The organism is Geodermatophilus sp. SYSU D00708, from assembly GCF_054050115.1.
On record NZ_JBJGYS010000025.1, the window covers coordinates 15010 to 32358 of the forward strand.

Genomic DNA, 17349 nt, shown 5'->3' on the forward strand with positions numbered 1-17349 from the left:
GGGAGGTCGCGCTCGACGGCGAGCGTTCGCGGCGTGATCCCCCTCGACGTCGCCCGCACCCGCCCCGCCCCGCCGCTGGCCCGCGCCCACGCGTCCGGCACCGGCGCCCGCCGTTCCCTCGGGGACGCCCTGCACTCCGGCTGCACCAGCGTCGAGGTGGGCGTCCGGCTGGTGGACGGCGAGCTGCGGGTGGACTGCGACCGGGCCGGCACCCGGCCCGGGGTCACCCTCTCGGCGCTCTACCTGGACCCGCTGGCCGCCCGGGTGGCCGCGCTCGGGGGCGCGGTGCACCGCGGCTGGGCCGGGTCGCTGCAGCTGCTGGTCGACGTCCGCAGCGAGGACCGGACCACGCACGCCGCGCTCGAGGGGCTGCTGCGCCGCTCCCCGCGGCTGGTCACGCACTGGACCGGGGGCACCGTCCGGCGCCGCCCGGTCACCGTGGTCGTCAGCGGCAACCGCCCGCCGGTGGCCCTCGCGGCCGCGCGGCTGCGGTTCTGCGCCCTCGACGGCCGGCCCGCCGACCTCGGCACCGGCTTCCCGCCGTCGCTGGTGCCGGTCGTCAGCGACGACTGGAGCGCCCGCTTCACCTGGACCGGCGTCGGGGCCATGCCCGCGACGGAGCGGGAGGACCTGCGCGCCCTGGTCACGGCCGCCCACGCCCGGGGCCACCGGCTGCGGTTCCGGGCGACGCCGGAGGGCTCGGCCGCGGTCCGCGAGGCCGTCTGGGGCGAGCTGCTCGCGGCCGGCGTCGACCACATCGGCAGCGACGACCCCGCGGCCCTGCAGGCGTTCCTGCGCCGCGCCGACGCGGTGGTGGACGAGCACGTCGCCTGAGGGAGCGCCGCGCCGCGGCTAGCGTGGGCGGCGTGCGGATCGCCTCCCTGCTGCCGGCGGCCACGGAGATCGTGACGGCCCTGGGGCTGGCCGACCGGCTCGTCGCGGTGACCTTCGAGTGCGCGCCGCAGGCCCGGGAGCGCTGCCCGGTCGTGGTGGACACGGTGATCCCGCCGGGCCTGACGCCCGCCGCGATCGACGCGCTGGTGCACGAGCGGGCCGCCCGCGGGCTGCCGCTGTACGAGCTGGACCGCGCGGCGCTGGCCGCGGCCGATCCCGACCTGATCCTCACCCAGGACCTCTGCCGGGTCTGCGCGCTGCCGGCGGCGACGGTGGAGGAGGCCTGCCGGGCCATCGGCACCGACGCCGCGGTGCTGTCGATCGACCCGCACAGCCTCGACGACGTGCTGGCCGCCGTGGCCGCGGTCGGCCGCGCGGCCGGCGCCGCCGACGCCGGCGAGGCGCTGGTCGCGGACCTGCGGGCCCGGCTGCGGGAGGTCGAGCGGGCGGTCGCCGGGCGGCCCCGGCCCCGCGTGCTGGTGCTGGAGTGGACCGACCCGCCCTACCTCGCCGGGCACTGGGTGCCCGAGCTGGTGCGCCGGGCCGGCGGGGAGCCGGTGGGCGCGGTCGAGGGCGGGCGCAGCGTCGCCGTCGCCTGGGCCGACCTGCCGTCGGCCGACCTCGTCGTCGTCGCGCCGTGCGGCATGGGGCTGGCGGCGGCCCTCGACCAGTGCGGCCCGGTCGGCGAGCACCTGCCGGGGGTCCCGCTGCTCGCGATCGACTCGGCCGGCTACGTGGTGCGGGCCGGCCCCGCCCTCGTCGACGGCGTGGCGGCGCTGGCCTGGGCGCTGCACCCGGACGCCGTCCCGGCACCCCCGCCCGGCCGCGTGGCGCGCCCGGCCTGACCGATCAGCCGGCCCCGTCGAGGAGCAGGTCGAGGAACGCGCGGGCGCTGGGCGTGGAGGGTGCGGGGGCCCGGTGCACCAGCCCGATGGGGTGCCGCGCCGCGGCGTCGTCGACGGGCAGGACGGCGACGCCGGGCACCTGCGCGGCCGTCGACGCGGGAACCAGCCCGGCGCCGAAGCCGAGCCCCGCGAACCGGGCGACGGCCTCGGAGGTGCCGAGCTCGAAGGCGAGCGCCCGCTCGACGCCGGCGCGGGCGAAGGCCGCGTCGGCCTGCAGGCGCAGGCCCGACTCGTCGGGCATCTCCACGAACGGACCGGTTGCGGCCAGCTCCCGCAGCGAGACGCCGGCGCGCCCGGCGAGGGGGTGGGTGCGGGCGACGACGGCCACCAGGGGCTCGTCGGCGAGCAGGTGGTGGACGACGCCGGGCGGGACCTGGTCGCCGAACAGGCCGACGAAGGCCAGGTCCAGGTCCCCGGTGCGGACCTGCTCGGCCATGCTCCGGCTCCCGGTGTCCTGGACGGCGATCTCCACCGCGGGGTGCCGCTCGTGGAACGCCAGCAGGGTCTGCTCGACCAGGGGCACGCCCCTCCCGGCCGTGCCGACCATGCCCAGCCGCAGCCGCCCGGTGACGACCCCGGCGAAGGCGTCCAGCTCGGCCCGGGCCACCTCGGCGCCCCGGAGGAGGGCCCGGGCGTGGGGGAGGAGCAGCTCCCCGGCGGGAGCCAGCCGGACCGAGCGGCTGGTGCGGTGGAACAGGGTCACGCCCAGCTCCCGCTCGAGCCGGGCGACCTGGGCGCTGAGCGCCGACTGGACGACGTGGCAGCGGGCGGCCGCCCGGGTGAAGCTGCGCTCGTCGGCCACAGCCACGACGTACTCCAGCTGGCGCAGATCCATCGCCGTCTCCGATCAGTGGGGCCGCATCGACGAGGTCGACAGTGTGGCCGAGGCGCCGGCAGGGCACTGTCGACACGATTGTTGACAATTCTGTCGACGGGTTTAGGGTGATCGGCAGAGGTCACGGGAGGGCGCATGGAGGACGGGGCGCACGGCCGCGTCGCGGCCGAGAGCCGGCTGCGGCACGCCATCACCCGCGGCGACCTGCCGCCGGGGCACCGGCTCGTTGAGGCCGACCTCGCCGAGGGGTTCGGCGTGAGCCGCAACGCCGTCCGCCTGGCGCTCGACGCGCTCATCGCCGACGGGCTGGTCGAGCGGATCCCCAACCGCGGCGCCCGGGTCCGCACGGTCTCCGTCGCCGAGGCGATCGAGATCACCGAGTGCCGCGCCGTGCTCGAGGGCCTGCTGGCCGCGAAGGCCGCCGAGTGCGTCACCGAGGCCGAGGTCGACCGGCTGCGCGACCAGTGCGAGCGCATGCGGCAGGCCGTGGCCGACGGCGACCTGCTGGAGTACTCCGCCCTCGTCGCCCAGTTGCACGCGCTCATCCGCGAGGCCGCGCGCCAGGCCACGGCCGGCCGGCTGATCGAGCGCCTGCAGGCGCAGATCGTGCGCCACCAGTTCCAGTTGTCGCTGCGGCCCGGCCGCGCGCAGCAGTCCCTCGCCGAGCTCCGGCGGGTCGTCGACGCCATCGCCGACCGCGACCCGCCGGCCGCCGAGTCGGCGGCGCGCAGCCACTTCCGCAGAGTCGTCGCCGCCCTCACCGAGTCCGTCGCCGACTGATGTCCCGTTCCCCCCACCCCCGAGGAGCCGTCCGTGTCCCACCCCCACTCCGCGAAGCGCGCCGTTGCCCCGGCGGTGACGGCATGAGGACCGTCGTCGTCACCGACCCGCCCCGGGCGGACGCCGGCGAGGCCGAGAAGCTGGGCACCTTCGGCGTGGCGACCGTGCACGAGGCGCTGGGCCGGGTCGGCTACCTCGGCCCCGAGTACCGGCCGGCGTGGCCGGGCGCGCGGATCGGCGGTACCGCCGTCACGGTCGTGTGCTGGCCCGGGGACAACCTGATGATCCACGTCGCCGTCGAGCAGTGCCGGGCCGGCGACGTCCTCGTGGTGGCCACCAACTCGCCGTCCACCGACGGGCTGTTCGGCGAGCTGTTCGCCACCGCGCTGGCCCGCCGCGGCGTGCGGGGCGTGATCCTGGCCAGCGGCGTCCGCGACGTCGCCGAGTTGCGCGAGATGGGCTTCCCCGCCTGGTCGCGGGCGATCAGCGCGCAGGGCTCGGTCAAGGCCACCGCCGGCGCGGTCAACGTGCCGGTGGTCCTGGGCGGCCAGACGATCCACCCCGGCGACGTCGTGCTCGGCGACGACGACGGCGTGATGGTGGTGCCCCGGGCCGACGTCGCCCGCGCGCTGACCGCCTCGCAGGCCCGCCTGGACAAGGAGGCCGCCGCCCGCGCCGCCTTCCAGGAGGGGCAGCTGGGGCTGGACCGCTACGGCCTGCGGGAGCGGCTGCCCGAGTTCGGCATCGAGTACCTGACCTACGAGGAGTACCGGAAGGAGGCCGGCGGTGACTGACGCCTCCGGCTACGACGACGCCGGCGTCCGCTGCACGATGCTGCGGGGTGGCACGTCCCGGGGGCTGTTCTTCGAGCCGGGCGACCTGCCCGCCGACCCCGCCGCCCGCGACGACCTGCTGCTGCGGCTGATGGGCACCCCCGACCCGCGGCAGATCGACGGGCTGGGCGGCGGGACGTCGCTGACCAGCAAGGTCGCCGTCGTCGGGCCGTCGGAGCACCCGGACGCCGACGTCGACTACCTGTTCCTGCAGCTGGGGGTGGACGAGGCCACCGTCGGCACGCAGCAGAACTGCGGCAACATCCTGGCCGGCGTCGGCCCGTTCGCGGTCGAACGCGGCCTGGTGCCCGCCGGCGCGGAGGAGACCACCGTGCGGATCCGGATGGTCAACTCCGACAGCGTCGCGGTCGCCACGTTCGCCACCCCGGGCGGCCGGGTCGAGTACCGCGGCGACGTGGCGATCGCCGGCGTGCCGGGCACGGCCGCGCCCGTGGTGCTCGCCTTCACCGACACCGAGGGGTCGGCGACCGGCAGCCTGCTGCCCACCGGCCACCTCCGCGACACCGTCGACGGGGTCGAGGTCACCTGCGTGGACAACGGCATGCCGGTGGTCGTCGCGACGGCGGAGTCCCTCGGGCTGACCGGCTACGAGCCGCACGAGCAGCTGGCCACCGACACCGCGCTGCTCGAGCGGGTCGACGCGCTGCGCACCAAGGCCGGGCAGCTCATGGGCCTCGGGGACGTGAGCCGCTCGTCGGTGCCCAAGACCGTGCTGGTCGCCCCCGCCCGGGACGGTGGCCAGGTGTGCACCCGGTCGTTCATCCCGGTGCAGCCGCACACCTCGATCGGCGTGCTGGCCGCGGTGAGCGTCGCGACCGGCATGCTCCTGCCCGGGGCGGTCGGGCACGAGCTCACCGCCGCCTGGGACGCCGGCCGGTCGCAGGTCGACGTCGAGCACCCCACCGGCCACCTGCTGGTCGACGTCGTCGTCGACGCCGCGGCCACCCCGCCGCGGGTGGTGCGCTCCGGGGTCGTGCGGACGGCGCGCAAGCTGTTCGACGGGACGGCGTTCCCGCGTGCCGCGGCGGGTGCCCGGTGACCGCCCGCATCGCGCTCCTCGGGCTGGGCGAGGCGGGATCGGAGATCGGCCGCGGCCTCGTCGCGGCCGGCGCCGACGTCCGGGGCTACGACCCCAAGGGGATCGTGGTCGAGGGGGTGCAGCCGCGCGGCAGCGAGGCCGAGGCGGTCGCCGACGCCGACCTGGTGCTCAGCGCGAACAGCTCGCACGACGCGGTCACGGCGCTGGTCAACGCCCTGCCGGCGCTGCGTCCCGGCACGGTCTGGGCCGACCTGAACACCGCGTCTCCCGGGGTGAAGGCCGCCCTGGTGGAGCAGCTGGCCGGCCGCGACGTCCCGGTCGTCGACGTCGCGCTGATGTCGCCGGTGCCCGGCAAGGGGCTGCGCACCCCGATGCTGGTCTCCGGCGAGGGCGCGGAGCGCTACGCCCAGCTCCTGGCCGGCTTCGGGATCTCGGTGACGATCCAGCCGGGTCCGGCCGGGGAGGCGATCTCCCGCAAGCTGCTGCGCAGCGTCTTCTACAAGGGGCTGGCCGCCGCGGTGGTCGAGGCGCTCGCCGCGGCCGAGGCCGCCGGCTGCGCCGACTGGCTGCGCGGCAACATCAGCGCGGAGCTGGCCGGCTTCGACGAGCGCACCATCGACCGGCTCGTCGACGGCACCCACCGGCACGCCCGGCGCCGCGCCGACGAGATGACCGCCGCCACCGACCAGCTCACCGAGCTCGGCGTGCCGCCCCGGATCGCCGCGGCCGCCCGCGACCTGCTCGGAGAGCTGCGCGACCGGCAGGACGGCTGAGCGGCACGGCGCCCCCCACCCCCACGCGAGGAGAGACCGCATGATCATCGACTGCCACGGCCACTACACGACCGCGCCGGCGCCGCACACCGCCTGGCGCACGGAGCAGGAGCAGGCGTTCGCCGCCGGCGCGGAGCCGCCCGCCTACCCGCAGATCTCCGACGACGAGATCCGCGAGACGATCGAGGGCAGCCAGCTGCGGCTGATGAGCGAGCGGGGCATCGACCTCACCGTCTTCTCGCCGCGCGCCTCGGCGATGGGCCACCACCTGGGGGACGAGGCGGTGAGCACCCACTGGGCCCAGGTCAACAACGACCTCATCGCCCGGGTCGTGGAGCTCTACCCGGACAACTTCATCGGGGTCTGCCAGCTGCCGCAGTCGCCCGGCGTCCCGATCGGCAACTCGGTGGCCGAGCTGCGCCGGTGCGTCGAGGAGCTCGGTTTCGTCGGGTGCAACCTCAACCCCGACCCCAGCGGCGGCTCCTGGACGTCGGCGCCGCTGACCGACCGCAGCTGGTACCCGTTCTACGAGGCCATGGTCGAGCTCGACGTCCCGGCCATGGTCCACGTGTCCGCGGTGACCAACCGGAACTTCCACGCCACCGGGTCGCACTACCTCAACGCCGACACGACGGCGTTCATGCAGTTCGTCCAGGCCGACCTGTTCAAGGACTTCCCCGACCTGCGGTTCGTCATCCCGCACGGCGGCGGGGCCGTGCCCTACCACTGGGGCCGCTTCCGCGGGCTGGCCGACATGCTCGACCGGCCCGCCGTCGAGGAGGCGGTGATGGGCAACGTCTTCTTCGACACGTGCGTCTACCACCAGCCGGGCATCGACCTGCTCTTCGACGTCATCGACATCGACAACATCCTGTTCGGCTCGGAGATGGTCGGCGCCGTCCGGGGGATCGACCCGCGCACCGGGCAGTACTTCGACGACACCCGGCGCTACGTCGAGGCGCTCGACCTGACGCCGGAGGACCGCACGAAGGTCTTCGAGGGCAACGTCCGCCGGGTGTACCCCCGGCTCGACGCCGCCCTGGAGGCCCGCGGCCGCTGAGCGGAGGGGGGGGGGGGGGGGGGGGGGGGGGCGGTGGCCGCCACCGTTGTCGGCGGCGGGGGCGGCGTGGGGGGGCGGGTGGGGCGGGGGGGGGGGGGGGGGGGGGGGGGGGGGGGGGGGGGGGGGGGGCCCCCACCCCGGTGCGGTCGTCGCGGCCGCGGCCGATCGCGCCCCGCGATCGCTGCGGCCACACCATGGCGTTGGACTGATCGCTGGGCCTCTCGCAGACTCGGGGCGTGACGCGAGCCACGCCCTCGGCCCGTCCGCCCCCGCACCCCGGATCGTCGACTGGAGAGGTCATGCCCCCGCTGCACGAGATCGCCCACCTGGCCCACGTCGAGCTGCGCACCCCGGTGCTGGAGGAGAGCGTCGAGTTCTTCACCCGGTACCTCGGGATGACGGAGAACGGGTCGTCGGGCGACTCGGTCTACCTCCGGGCGTGGGACGACTACGAGCAGGCCACCATCAAGCTCACCGCGCACCGCACCTCCGGCGTCGGCCGGACGAACCTGCGCGCGGCCAGCCCCGAGGCGCTCCAGCGGCGGGTCGAGGAGATCGAGGCGACCGGGCGGGGGATCGGCTGGCAGGACGGCGACCCGGGGTACGGGCCGACCTACGTGTTCACCGACCCCGACGGCCACGAGCTGGGGCTGTACTACGAGTCGGAGTGGTACACCCCGCCGGCCGACCTCAGGCCGGCGCTGAAGAACCAGGCCCAGGCCTACCCCTCCTCCGGGGTCGCCGTGCGCCGGCTGGACCACATCAACTACCTCGGCGTGGAGCCGGTGGTGAACCGGGACTTCCTGCGCGACACCCTCGGTGCGCTGGTCACCGAGCAGATCGTGATGGACGACGGCACCGTCGCCGGCAGCTGGACCACCTTCACCAACAAGACCTACGACGCGGTGTACACCCGCGACTGGACGCAGACCCCCGGCCGGCTGCACCACATCGCCTTCGCCGTCGACACCCGCGACGGCATCCTGCGCGCCGCCGACATCGCCCTCGAGCAGGGCGTGCACATCGAGACCGGGCCGCACAAGCACGCCATCCAGCAGACGTTCTTCCTCTACGTCTGGGAGCCCGGCGGCAACCGGATCGAGCTGTGCAACGCCGGGGCGCGGGTGATGCTGGCCCCCGACTGGCAGCCGGTCGACTGGACCGAGGCCGAGCGGGCCAAGGGTCAGGCGTGGGGGCTCAAGACGATCGAGACCTTCCACACCCACGGCACCCCGCCGGTCGACACCCCGGGGCACTGACCGCCCGGCACCCCCTCCGCACCGACGCCCCTCCCGCAGCCGCGGGAGGGGCGTCGATGCCGTTGCGGGCGTTGCCGGCCGGTCACGAGCCGGGCGTCTCGGGCGCCCCGGGGGTCTCGGGCGTCCCGGGTCCCTCGGCGAGCAGCAGGTAGATCGACCGGCGGGCGTCGGCCAGGACCCGCGCCGCCGCGGCGCGCTGGGCGTCGGTGCCGGTGCGGGCGACCTCGCGGACGGCGCCGTGCAGCTGCTGCACCAGGCCGGGCAGGTCGTCGCCCGGGCCCGCCTCGCCGCGGCCGGCGAACGGGTCGGGCCAGGTCTGCTGCCGGGTCTCCAGGTGCTCGCGGCCGGCGTCGGTGAGCGTCACGAGCTTGCGGCCGGCCTCGGCGGTGACCGTCACCAGGCCCTCGTCCTCGAGCTGGGCGATGGTCGGGTAGATGGCCCCCGGGCTCGGGCTCCACCGCCCGCCGCTGCGCTCGGCGATGGCCTGCATCAGCTGGTAGCCGTGCATGGGCTCCTGGGCCAGCAGCAGCAGGACCGCGGTGCGGACGTCGCCGCGCGGGGCGCGTCCCCGGCCGCCGCGGCGGTGCGGCCGCGGGGGGCCGTCGGGCGGCCCGAAGGCGCCGTGCCGGGGGTGGTGGTGGCGCAGGCCGGGGTGCCGGCCGTCGTGGTCTCGCATGGGTCTCATGCTGTCCTCCTGTCGTATCGGATGACGGTAACGATACATCGTTACCGTCATCCGTCGAGGGGCTTCGGGAGCGGATCCCGCGGGAGGGCCGCCGCCCTCGCCGCACGGCGCGCGGAAGGCGACGACGTCACGGGTCCGGCGCCCGGGGAACGGGCGGCAGCGCCCCGACGTGTTCACAGCGACCGCCCAGCCGCCGCACCGGATCCGTCGAGGAGGGGCGTGCACCGTCGTCCTCGACCGAGGAGGCGCCCATGCCCACCGCACCCGCCCCGACCGCGCCGGCGCGGCCCGTGGCCGGCGACGCCCGCGTCCTGGTCGTCGTCGCCGGCCTGCCCGGCAGCGGCAAGACGACGCTGCTGCGGCGGCTGCTGGGCCCCGGCGTCCCCGGGGTGGCGGCCTACGACTCCGAGCAGGTTGCCGCCCGGCTCCGCAACCCGCTGCGCCTGCCCTACCGCCTGCTGCGCCCGTGGGTCCACCTCCGGCACCGGGTGCGGGTCCTGCGCGGCGTCGGCGGGCCGGCGCCGGTCGTCGTCCTCACCGACCCGTGGACCAGCCGGACCTGGCGCGCCGCCGTGCTGTGGGCCGCCGGGCGGGCCGGCCGGTCGGTGCGCCTGGTGCTCCTCGACGTGCCCCGGGAGCTGGCCGAGAGCGGGCAGGCCGCCCGGGGACGGCGGATCCCGGTCCGCCGGATGCGTCGGCACGCCGCCCGCTGGGCGCGGCTGCTGCAGGACCCGGGCCCGGGGGAGGTGCGCCGCCTCGACCGGGAGCGGGCCGGCCGGACGAGCCTCGCCGAGGTCCTGGGCGCGCGGACTCCGTAACAGCGGCTCAACAGGGGCGACACGTCGCCGGGGGACCGTGAGGAGGTGGGCACCACCGGGCGGGGGACGACGGCGTGACGCGCGGCTACCTGCCCATCGAGGAGCACGCGGTCATCGGCGACCTGCGCACCACCGCGCTGGTGGGCACCGACGGCACCATCGACTGGTACTGCCCGGGCCGCTTCGACGCGCCGTCGCTGTTCGCGGCGCTGCTGGACGCCGAGCGCGGCGGCTCGTTCGCGCTGTCCTGCCGGACGGCGGCGCGGCCCAAGCAGCTCTACCTGCCCGACACCAACATCCTCATGACCCGGTTCCTCGCCGCCGACGCGGTGGGCGAGGTCGTCGACTTCATGGTCCCCGAGACCAGCAGCAGTGCCGCGCCGCGCGACCTGCTGGTCCGGCAGGCGCGCGCCGTCCGCGGGCGGGCCACCTTCGAGCTGTCCTGCACCCCGGCCTTCGACTACGGCCGGGCCACGCACACCGTCGACGTCGTGGAGGGCGTCGGTGCGGTGTTCCGGTCGGCCGCCGGCACCTGCGTGCTGCGCACGCCGGTGCCGCTCAAGGTCGAGGACGGCGGGGGAGTGGGCGCGACCTTCACCCTCGACGCGGGCGAGACGGTCGACTTCGAGCTCGAGTGGCGCGGCGAGGTGCGGCCGCTGCAGCCGGGAGAGACCGACCGGCACTTCGAGGAGACCTCGCAGTTCTGGCAGCGCTGGCTGGCGCAGTCCCGCTACCGCGGCCGCTGGCGGGAGATGGTGCAGCGGTCCGCGCTCACCCTCAAGCTGCTCGTCTACCACCCCACCGGCGCCCTGGTCGCCGCGCCGACGACCTCGCTGCCGGAGGAACTCGGCGGCAGCCGCAACTGGGACTACCGCTACGCCTGGCTGCGCGACGCCGCCTTCACCACCTACGCGCTGATGACGCTCGGCTTCCTGGAGGAGGCCGCGGCCTTCATGGAGTGGATCCAGCAGCGCTGCGAGGCCGCGACGCCGGAGCGCGACGTCATGATCATGTACGCGGTCGACGGCAGCGAGCACCTGCCCGAGACGGTGCTCGACCACCTCGAGGGCTACCGCGGGTCGGCGCCGGTGCGGATCGGCAACAACGCCGTCGGCCAGCGGCAGATCGACGTGTACGGCGAGCTGATGGACTCGGTCTGGCTCTACAACCGCGAGGTCCCGATCTCCTACGACCTGTGGACCGGGCTCTCCAAGCGCCTCGACTGGCTGGCCGACCACTGGGAGGAGCCCGACGAGGGGGTGTGGGAGGTCCGGGGGCCGCGGCAGCGGTTCACCTACTCGGCGCTGATGACCTGGGTGGCCTTCGAGCGGGCCGGCCGGCTGGCCCGCGACCGCGGCCTGCCGGCGCCGGTGTCGAGGTGGCGCAAGCTGGCCGGCGCCGCCTACCGCTTCGTGCAGGACGAGTGCTGGGACCCGCGGATCGGCGCCTACGTCATGCACCCGGGCAGCACCGCCCTGGACGCGTCGCTGCTGTGCATGCCGCTGGTGAAGTTCGCCGGCCCCACCGATCCGCGCTTCCTCTCCACCCTCGACCGGATCGGCGAGCAGCTCGTCTCCGACAGCCTCGTGCACCGGTACGCCATGACCGGCCACGACGGGCTGACCGGCAGCGAGGGGACCTTCAACCTCTGCTCGTTCTGGTACGTGGAGGCGCTGACCCGGGCCGGCCGGGTCAAGGAGGCCCGCATGGTCTTCGAGAAGATGCTCACCTACGCCAACCACGTCGGCCTCTACGCCGAGGAGATCGGCCCCTCCGGGGAGGCGCTGGGCAACTTCCCGCAGGCGTTCACCCACCTGGCGCTGATCAGCGCCGCGGTGAACCTCGACCGCGCGCTCGGCGGCTCCTGACCTCCTCGGCTCAGCGGCCGCCGGCCACGTCGACGACGGTCGCCGTCACGTAGGAGGCCTCCGGGGACAGCAGCCAGGCGACGACGGCGGCCACCTCCTCGGGGTCCCCGCCGCGGCGCATCGGCACCGTCGGCGCCAGCCGGTCCACCCTCCCCGGCTCCCCGCCCGACGCGTGGATGTCGGTGCGGATGAGCCCGGGCCGCACCGAGTTCACGCGGATCCCGTCGGCCGCGACCTCCTTGGCCAGCCCGACCGTGAGCGCGTCGACGGCGGCCTTCGCGGCCGCGTAGTCCACGTACTCCTCCGCGCCGCCCAGGACGGCGGCCCGCGAGGAGACGTTGACGATCCCGCCGCCGTCCCCGCCGTGCCGGGTGGACATCGCGCGGACCGCCTCGCGGGCGCACAGGAACGCCCCGAGCGTGTTGACCGCCAGCGTGCGCTCGATGCGGGCCGCGTCGAGGTCCTCGACCCGCGACTGCAGGCCGAGCGCCCCCGCGTTGTTCACCAGCCCCCGCACCGGGCCGAGCGTGGCCGCGGTCGCGAACAGGCCGAGCACGTCGGGCTCCCGGGACACGTCGGCCCGGACGGCGACGGCCTGCCCGCCGGCCGCCCGGCAGGCCGCGGCCACCTCCTCGGCCGGCTCCTCGCGGCTGGTCCAGGACAGGCACACGTCCCAGCCGTCGCGGGCCAGCCGCAGGCTCGTGGCCGCGCCGATGCCACGGCCGCCCCCCGTCACCACGCACACCCTCCGGCCCACCGCCGACACCTCCGGGAACGCTCGGGACACCGGTCGGCGAGTCTGGCAGGCGTGGGGTCAGTCGTCGTCCCAGTCGTCGTCCTCGTCGTCCCAGCCGCCGTGGTGGCCCCAGTCCTCGCTCCAGCCGCCGCCCCCGCCGCTGCCGTCGTCCGACATCGCGGCCCCACTCAGGGCCCCGACGAAGAGGAGGAACAGGGCGGCGACGACGAGCACCACCGCCACCCGCGCCGCCCGCAGCCGGCCGGTGACCGAGGAGGTCAGCGAGGCCCGCACCTGCTCCCCGGCGAGCGTCCCGAGCGACCGCCAGCCCGGCGCCGTGCGGGGGGCGGGCGCCGGCGGGAGGTCCTCGGTGAGCGGGCCGAGGTCGTCCCGGTGGACGGCGGCGAACGCGTCGGCCATCCGCTCGCTGCCCTCGTCGGGCGTCAGCAGGCCGCGGGCCACGGCGTCCTGCAGCTGCGTGACGGTGGCCAGGCGGTCGGCGTCCGAGGCGCGCATCCGCGGCGGGGCCTGGGCCGCGGTGTCCAGGTCGATCAGGGGTGGCATGGCTGCTCCTCCCGGTGGCGCGACGTGGAGAGGGGCCCAGGGTGCACCCGCACCGGGGGGTGCGGGCGGGTCCCGGCGCACGCCGGTCCGGAAACGGCGCGAGGCCCCTGCCCGGCGGGTGTGCCGGGCAGGGGCCTCGTGCCGTGCGGTCAGGCGCCGACCGGCGCGGACAGCGGCTGCGGGGTGAACATCGGCGGCTCCTGTTCGGGGGTCAGCGCCGTGGGCCCGTAGAGCCAGTCCACGAAGCCGTAGTCGTGGACGTCGCGCTCCCGCAGGAGGTGGTTGCGGTCCTCCCGCTCCGCACCGGTGAGGTGCCACAGCTCGCCCCAGGCGCGGGCGGTGGTCAGCACCCGCCGGCAGTGCTCGGGCCGCACCGCGTCGTAGGCGGCGAGCGCGACGTCCCAGTCCAGCCGCCCCTCCGCCAGCTGCGCGCCGACGTGCTCGGACAGCACCCAGGCGTCCTCGATCGCCATCACCGCACCCTGCGCGAGGTACTGCAGCGGCGGGTGGGCGGCGTCCCCGGTCAGCGCCAGCCGGCCCTGGACCCAATGCGGGATCGGGTCGCGGTCGTACATCCGCCACCACCGGTCGCGCCACATCAGCGGCAGGCCGGCCCGCACCTGGTCGCAGGCGCCGGCGAAGGCGGCGTCCAGCTCGTCGGGGGTGCCCCAGTCCTCCTCGCCGGCCAGCGCCTTCGGCGACCGGAACACCGCCACCTGGTTGAACATCTCGCCCCGGCGCAGCGGGTACTGCACGAAGTGGCAGTGCGGGCCGACGTAGAGCACGACGTCGCTCATCGAGACGTCGGCCTCCGCGACCTGCTCGGCGGGGATCGCGCCGCGGTAGGCGACGTAGGCGGAGCTGACCGGCTGGTCGTCGCTGATCAGCCTGCGGGCCACGGAGTACAGGCCGTCGGCGGCGAGGACGACGGGCGCGGTCTCCCGGCCGCCGGCGGAGACCACCGTGACGCCGCCGTCCACGTGCTCGTAGCCGGTCACCTGCACGTCGTTGACCAGGTCCACGCCGGCGGCGCGGCAGGCCCGCAGCAGCGTGCCGTGCAGGTCGCTGCGGTGGATGACGACGTACGGGGAGCCGTACCGCTGCCGGGCGTCGGCCAGGTCGAGGCGGGTGAGCACCGAGCCGTCGACGGCGTCCCTCATGACCAGGTTCTCCGGCTGCACGCCGAGGGAGAGCACCTCGTCGAGCAGCCCCCAGGACTCGAGGATGCGGGTGCAGTTGGGGGCGATCTGCAGGCCGGCGCCGACCTCGCCGAACTCCGACGCGCGCTCGAGGACGCGCACCCGCAGCCCCCTGCGGGACAGCGCCAGGGCGTTGGCCAGCCCGCCGATGCCGCCGCCGACGACCAGGACGTCGGGAGTGGTGCTCATCAGATCCCCTCGAGGGCCACCGGGTCGGCGACGATCGTGTTCTCGCACCGCCCCAGGCCGCTGATCTCCGTGGTCAGGCGCTGCCCGACCTCCAGGTAGCGGGCCGGCTTGCGCGCGTGGCCGACGCCGCCGGGTGTCCCGGTGGCGATGACGTCGCCCGGCCGCAGGGTGGCGATCGTGGACACGTACTCGACCAGCGCGACCGGGTCGAACAGCAGGTCGCCGGTGGTGTCCTCCTGGACCGTCTCGCCGTCGATCCGCGTGCTGATCTCCAGCTTCGGGCGGACGCCGCCGGGCAGCTCGTCCGGCGTGACCAGGTAGGGGCCCAGCGGGGTGGTCGCCTCCCAGTTCTTGCCCTGCAGCCACTCGCGGGTGCGGAACTGCCAGTCGCGGCAGGTCACGTCGTTGAGCACCGTGAACCCGGCGATCGCCGCCTCGGCCTGCGCTCCGGTGGCCCGGCGGACCGGCGCGCCGATGACCACGGCCAGCTCGCACTCCCAGTCGAACTCGGTGGTCTCCGGCGGCTTGACGATGTCGTCGTTGGCCCCGACGAGGGTGTCGGCGAACTTGGAGAACAGCGTCGGGTACTCGGGCAGGTCCCGGCCCATCTCGAGGATGTGGCTGCGGTAGTTGAGCCCGACGCAGACGACCTTGCCCGGCCGCGGGACGACCGGCGCGAAGGCCGCGCCCCGGGAGTGGGACACCTCCCCGGACGCGGCGGCGGCCCGCTCCGCCCAGCCCGGGTCGGCGAGGAACGCGCCCAGGTCGTCGGCCCCGAGGTCGACGAGGCGGTCGTCGTCCACCCGGACCGCGCGGGTCGCGCCGTCGAGGGTGCGGATGGTGGCCAGCTTCATCGGGTCGTGTCCTCCACGTGGACGCGGTCGAGGTGCAGGGCCTCGAAGATCGGGGTGTCGCTGAACCGGAACAGGTCCAGCGCGCCGGAGTCGGAGTCGCTCGGGCCGGCCTCGGAGCGCACCGACAGCGGCTGCCACGAGGGGACGACGACCAGGTCGCCGCGCTCCACCCGCCAGGAGGCCTCGCCCACGGTCACCGTGCCCGTGCCGTCGAAGACCTGGAACACCGAGGAGCCGGCCTCGCGCCGGGGCGCGGTCTCGGTGCCGCTGCGGACGCGGTGCACCTCGGCGCGGATGGTCGGCAGCACGTCGCCGCCGGTGGTCGGGTTGGTGTAGCGGACCGCGGCGTGGCCGGGCTCGACCACGCCGGGCGCGCCCTCGGCCTCCAGCTCGAGCTGGTCGGTGAGCGCCGCGTCGGTGTCGGCCCACCGGTAGTTGAGCAGCGGCGTGCCGGGCGTGGCGCCGGGCGCGGACACCGGGCGCAGGCCGGGGTGTCCCCACAGCCGCTGCGACCGCGACCGCTCCGGCGTCGTCTTCTCCTCGTCGCTGATCCGGTCGCGGCCGAACTCGAAGAACTGCGACTCGGAGTTGTACTGGAAGGGGATGTCCAGCCCGTCGATCCAGGCCATCGGCCGGCTCGCGGCGTTGTGGTGGGCGTGCCAGTTCCAGCCGGCCTGCGGCAGGAAGTCGCCGCGGTTCATCGGCACCGGGTCGCGGCCGACCACGGTCCACACGCCCTCGCCCTCGACGACGAAGCGGAACGCGTGCTGGGTGTGCCGGTGCTCGGGGGCGTCCTCGCCGGGCATGAGGTACTGGATGGCCGCCCACAGCGTCGGGGTGGCGTAGGGCTTGCCGCCCAGCGCCGGGTTGGCCAGGGCGATGGCCCGCCGCTCGCCGCCGCGCCCGACCGGGACCAGCGAGCCGGCGCGGTCGGCCAGCTGCAGCAGGTTCTGCCACCGCCACACGTGCGGCACGGCCCGCGACCGCGGGTGCACCGGCATGAGGTCGCCGATCTCGGTCCACAGCGGGACGAGCAGCTCCTGCTCGAAGCCGCGGTACAGCTCCTCCAGCTCCGGCGTCGGCGTCGGCTGGTCGGGGGAGTCGACGGCGGTCAGCGAGACCGGCGAGGCGAGTTGCTGCGTCATGACAGGGGTACCTCCCGTGCGGCGGTGGTCGAGTCGGGGGGACGTCGCCCTCCCCGGTGGTCCGCGTGCTCCAAGCGTCCCGATTTTCCGCAGCAGGGGATACCGTTTTCTGTTGTGAAGAACCGCCCTGCGTACGCGATCGCGTCGGTCGACTCGGCCCTGCTCCTGGCCACCCTCCTGCAGCAGGAGGGAGCGATGCGGGTGACCGACGCCGCCGAGCGCCTGGGGGTCTCGGTGTCGACGGCGCACCGGCTGCTCGGGATGCTCGTCTACCGCGACTTCGCCGAGCAGCTGCCCGACCGCCGGTACGGGGCCGGGCCCGTGCTGCGCAGCGGTCCCGTGCCGCAGGAGCCCGCCGCCCGGCTGCGCGAGGTCGCGGTGCCGCACCTGCGGCGGCTGGTCGACGCGCTGGGGGAGACGGCCAACGTGATGGTCCTGGCCGGCACGGAGGTGCGCTTCGTCGCGACCGTGGAGTGCGACCAGGTCCTGCGGGTCGGCGACCGCACCGGTCGCACGCTCCCGGCGCACCAGAGCTCCGGGGGCAAGGCGGCGCTGGCCACCCTCGGCCGCGAGCAGCTCGCCGCCGCCGTGGCCGGGCTCGACGAGGCGTCGTCCGCGCGGCTGGAGCGGGAGCTGCGCACGATCCGGCGGCGCGGCTTCGCGGTCAACGACCAGGAGACCGAGACCGGGCTGACGGCGATCGGTGTCGCGGTGCCCGACCCCGCCGGTGCCGCCCGCGCCGCGCTGTCCCTGGCCGTGCCGACGGCCCGCTACTCCCGCGACCGGCTGCCGGTCTGGAGCTCCGCGCTGGCCTCGACCGCCGCGGCGGTGGCCCGCGACCTCGCCCTGACCTGACCTGACCTGACCCGGTCCCGCGGGTCACCGGCCCGCG

General features: G+C 75.8%; 18 protein-coding genes. 11 read left to right on the forward strand and 7 right to left on the reverse strand.

The window, feature by feature from the left end; genetic code table 11:
- Positions 1–33: 33 nt before the first annotated feature.
- The gene (locus ACI79D_RS18960; RefSeq protein ID WP_456920025.1) at positions 34–834 is read left to right on the forward strand and encodes a hypothetical protein; all 801 of its coding nucleotides are present in this window, start codon (positions 34–36) and stop codon (positions 832–834) included.
- Between the two features lie 32 nt (positions 835–866).
- A complete protein-coding gene (locus tag ACI79D_RS18965) occupies positions 867–1739 on the forward strand; it encodes an ABC transporter substrate-binding protein (protein WP_456920026.1) in 873 nt (290 codons plus the stop codon).
- A 4-nt stretch (positions 1740–1743) separates the two neighbouring features.
- Here ACI79D_RS18965 and ACI79D_RS18970 read toward each other — a convergent pair whose 3' ends face one another.
- Positions 1744–2634 carry a LysR family transcriptional regulator gene (locus tag ACI79D_RS18970; RefSeq protein ID WP_456920027.1) on the reverse strand — a complete coding sequence of 297 codons (891 nt, stop codon included), beginning with the start codon at positions 2632–2634 and terminating at the stop codon, positions 1744–1746.
- 135 nt (positions 2635–2769) lie between these two features.
- On the opposite strand from ACI79D_RS18970, the gene ACI79D_RS18975 reads away from it, so the two are divergent.
- The 6 genes from ACI79D_RS18975 to ACI79D_RS19000 all read left to right on the forward strand — a co-directional run bounded on the left by ACI79D_RS18975 (position 2770) and on the right by ACI79D_RS19000 (position 8399).
- On the forward strand, positions 2770–3414 hold the full coding sequence (locus tag ACI79D_RS18975; RefSeq protein ID WP_456920028.1) for a GntR family transcriptional regulator: 645 nt from the start codon (positions 2770–2772) through the stop codon (positions 3412–3414).
- Positions 3415–3497: 83 nt separating this feature from the next.
- Positions 3498–4208, forward strand: coding sequence for a 4-carboxy-4-hydroxy-2-oxoadipate aldolase/oxaloacetate decarboxylase (locus tag ACI79D_RS18980; protein ID WP_456920029.1), 711 nt, complete (start codon positions 3498–3500; stop codon positions 4206–4208).
- Complete coding sequence (locus ACI79D_RS18985) at positions 4201–5307, forward strand: 4-oxalomesaconate tautomerase (protein WP_456920030.1); 1107 nt, start codon at positions 4201–4203, stop codon at positions 5305–5307. The genes ACI79D_RS18980 and ACI79D_RS18985 overlap by 8 nt, the downstream gene beginning before the upstream one ends.
- Complete coding sequence (locus ACI79D_RS18990) at positions 5304–6080, forward strand: DUF1932 domain-containing protein (RefSeq protein ID WP_456920031.1); 777 nt, start codon at positions 5304–5306, stop codon at positions 6078–6080. Before ACI79D_RS18985 ends, ACI79D_RS18990 begins: the two co-directional genes overlap by 4 nt.
- Positions 6081–6120: 40 nt before the next feature.
- Positions 6121–7140, forward strand: coding sequence for an amidohydrolase family protein (locus tag ACI79D_RS18995; RefSeq protein ID WP_456920032.1), 1020 nt, complete (start codon positions 6121–6123; stop codon positions 7138–7140).
- Positions 7141–7439: 299 nt separating this feature from the next.
- Positions 7440–8399: a VOC family protein gene (locus tag ACI79D_RS19000; RefSeq protein ID WP_456920033.1), complete on the forward strand. Its 960-nt coding sequence runs from the start codon at positions 7440–7442 to the stop codon at positions 8397–8399.
- An 82-nt stretch (positions 8400–8481) separates the two neighbouring features.
- Here the strand turns inward: ACI79D_RS19000 and ACI79D_RS19005 are convergent, their stop codons facing one another.
- Positions 8482–9084: a PadR family transcriptional regulator gene (locus ACI79D_RS19005; protein WP_456920034.1), complete on the reverse strand. Its 603-nt coding sequence runs from the start codon at positions 9082–9084 to the stop codon at positions 8482–8484.
- A gap of 251 nt (positions 9085–9335) precedes the next feature.
- Between ACI79D_RS19005 and ACI79D_RS19010 the strand changes: the two genes are divergently transcribed.
- Together ACI79D_RS19010 and ACI79D_RS19015 are read left to right on the forward strand one after the other, a co-directional pair.
- Positions 9336–9902 carry an AAA family ATPase gene (locus tag ACI79D_RS19010; RefSeq protein WP_456920035.1) on the forward strand — a complete coding sequence of 189 codons (567 nt, stop codon included), beginning with the start codon at positions 9336–9338 and terminating at the stop codon, positions 9900–9902.
- Positions 9903–9976: 74 nt separating this feature from the next.
- Positions 9977–11770: a glycoside hydrolase family 15 protein gene (locus ACI79D_RS19015; RefSeq protein WP_456920036.1), complete on the forward strand. Its 1794-nt coding sequence runs from the start codon at positions 9977–9979 to the stop codon at positions 11768–11770.
- A 10-nt stretch (positions 11771–11780) separates the two neighbouring features.
- Here the strand turns inward: ACI79D_RS19015 and ACI79D_RS19020 are convergent, their stop codons facing one another.
- The 5 genes from ACI79D_RS19020 to ACI79D_RS19040 form a co-directional block, all read right to left on the reverse strand.
- On the reverse strand, positions 11781–12509 hold the full coding sequence (locus ACI79D_RS19020; protein WP_456920037.1) for an SDR family oxidoreductase: 729 nt from the start codon (positions 12507–12509) through the stop codon (positions 11781–11783).
- A 75-nt stretch (positions 12510–12584) separates the two neighbouring features.
- A complete protein-coding gene (locus tag ACI79D_RS19025) occupies positions 12585–13070 on the reverse strand; it encodes a DUF1707 SHOCT-like domain-containing protein (protein WP_456920038.1) in 486 nt (161 codons plus the stop codon).
- A 149-nt stretch (positions 13071–13219) separates the two neighbouring features.
- Entirely contained in the window at positions 13220–14458 is a 1239-nt protein-coding gene (locus tag ACI79D_RS19030) for an FAD-dependent oxidoreductase (protein ID WP_456920039.1), read from the reverse strand.
- Positions 14458–15312, reverse strand: coding sequence for a fumarylacetoacetate hydrolase family protein (locus tag ACI79D_RS19035; RefSeq protein WP_456920040.1), 855 nt, complete (start codon positions 15310–15312; stop codon positions 14458–14460). The genes ACI79D_RS19030 and ACI79D_RS19035 overlap by 1 nt, the downstream gene beginning before the upstream one ends.
- Positions 15309–16457, reverse strand: coding sequence for a cupin domain-containing protein (locus tag ACI79D_RS19040; RefSeq protein WP_456920041.1), 1149 nt, complete (start codon positions 16455–16457; stop codon positions 15309–15311). The genes ACI79D_RS19035 and ACI79D_RS19040 overlap by 4 nt, the downstream gene beginning before the upstream one ends.
- Positions 16458–16571: 114 nt before the next feature.
- On the opposite strand from ACI79D_RS19040, the gene ACI79D_RS19045 reads away from it, so the two are divergent.
- Positions 16572–17312, forward strand: coding sequence for an IclR family transcriptional regulator (locus ACI79D_RS19045; protein ID WP_456920042.1), 741 nt, complete (start codon positions 16572–16574; stop codon positions 17310–17312).
- Positions 17313–17349 lie beyond the last annotated feature (37 nt).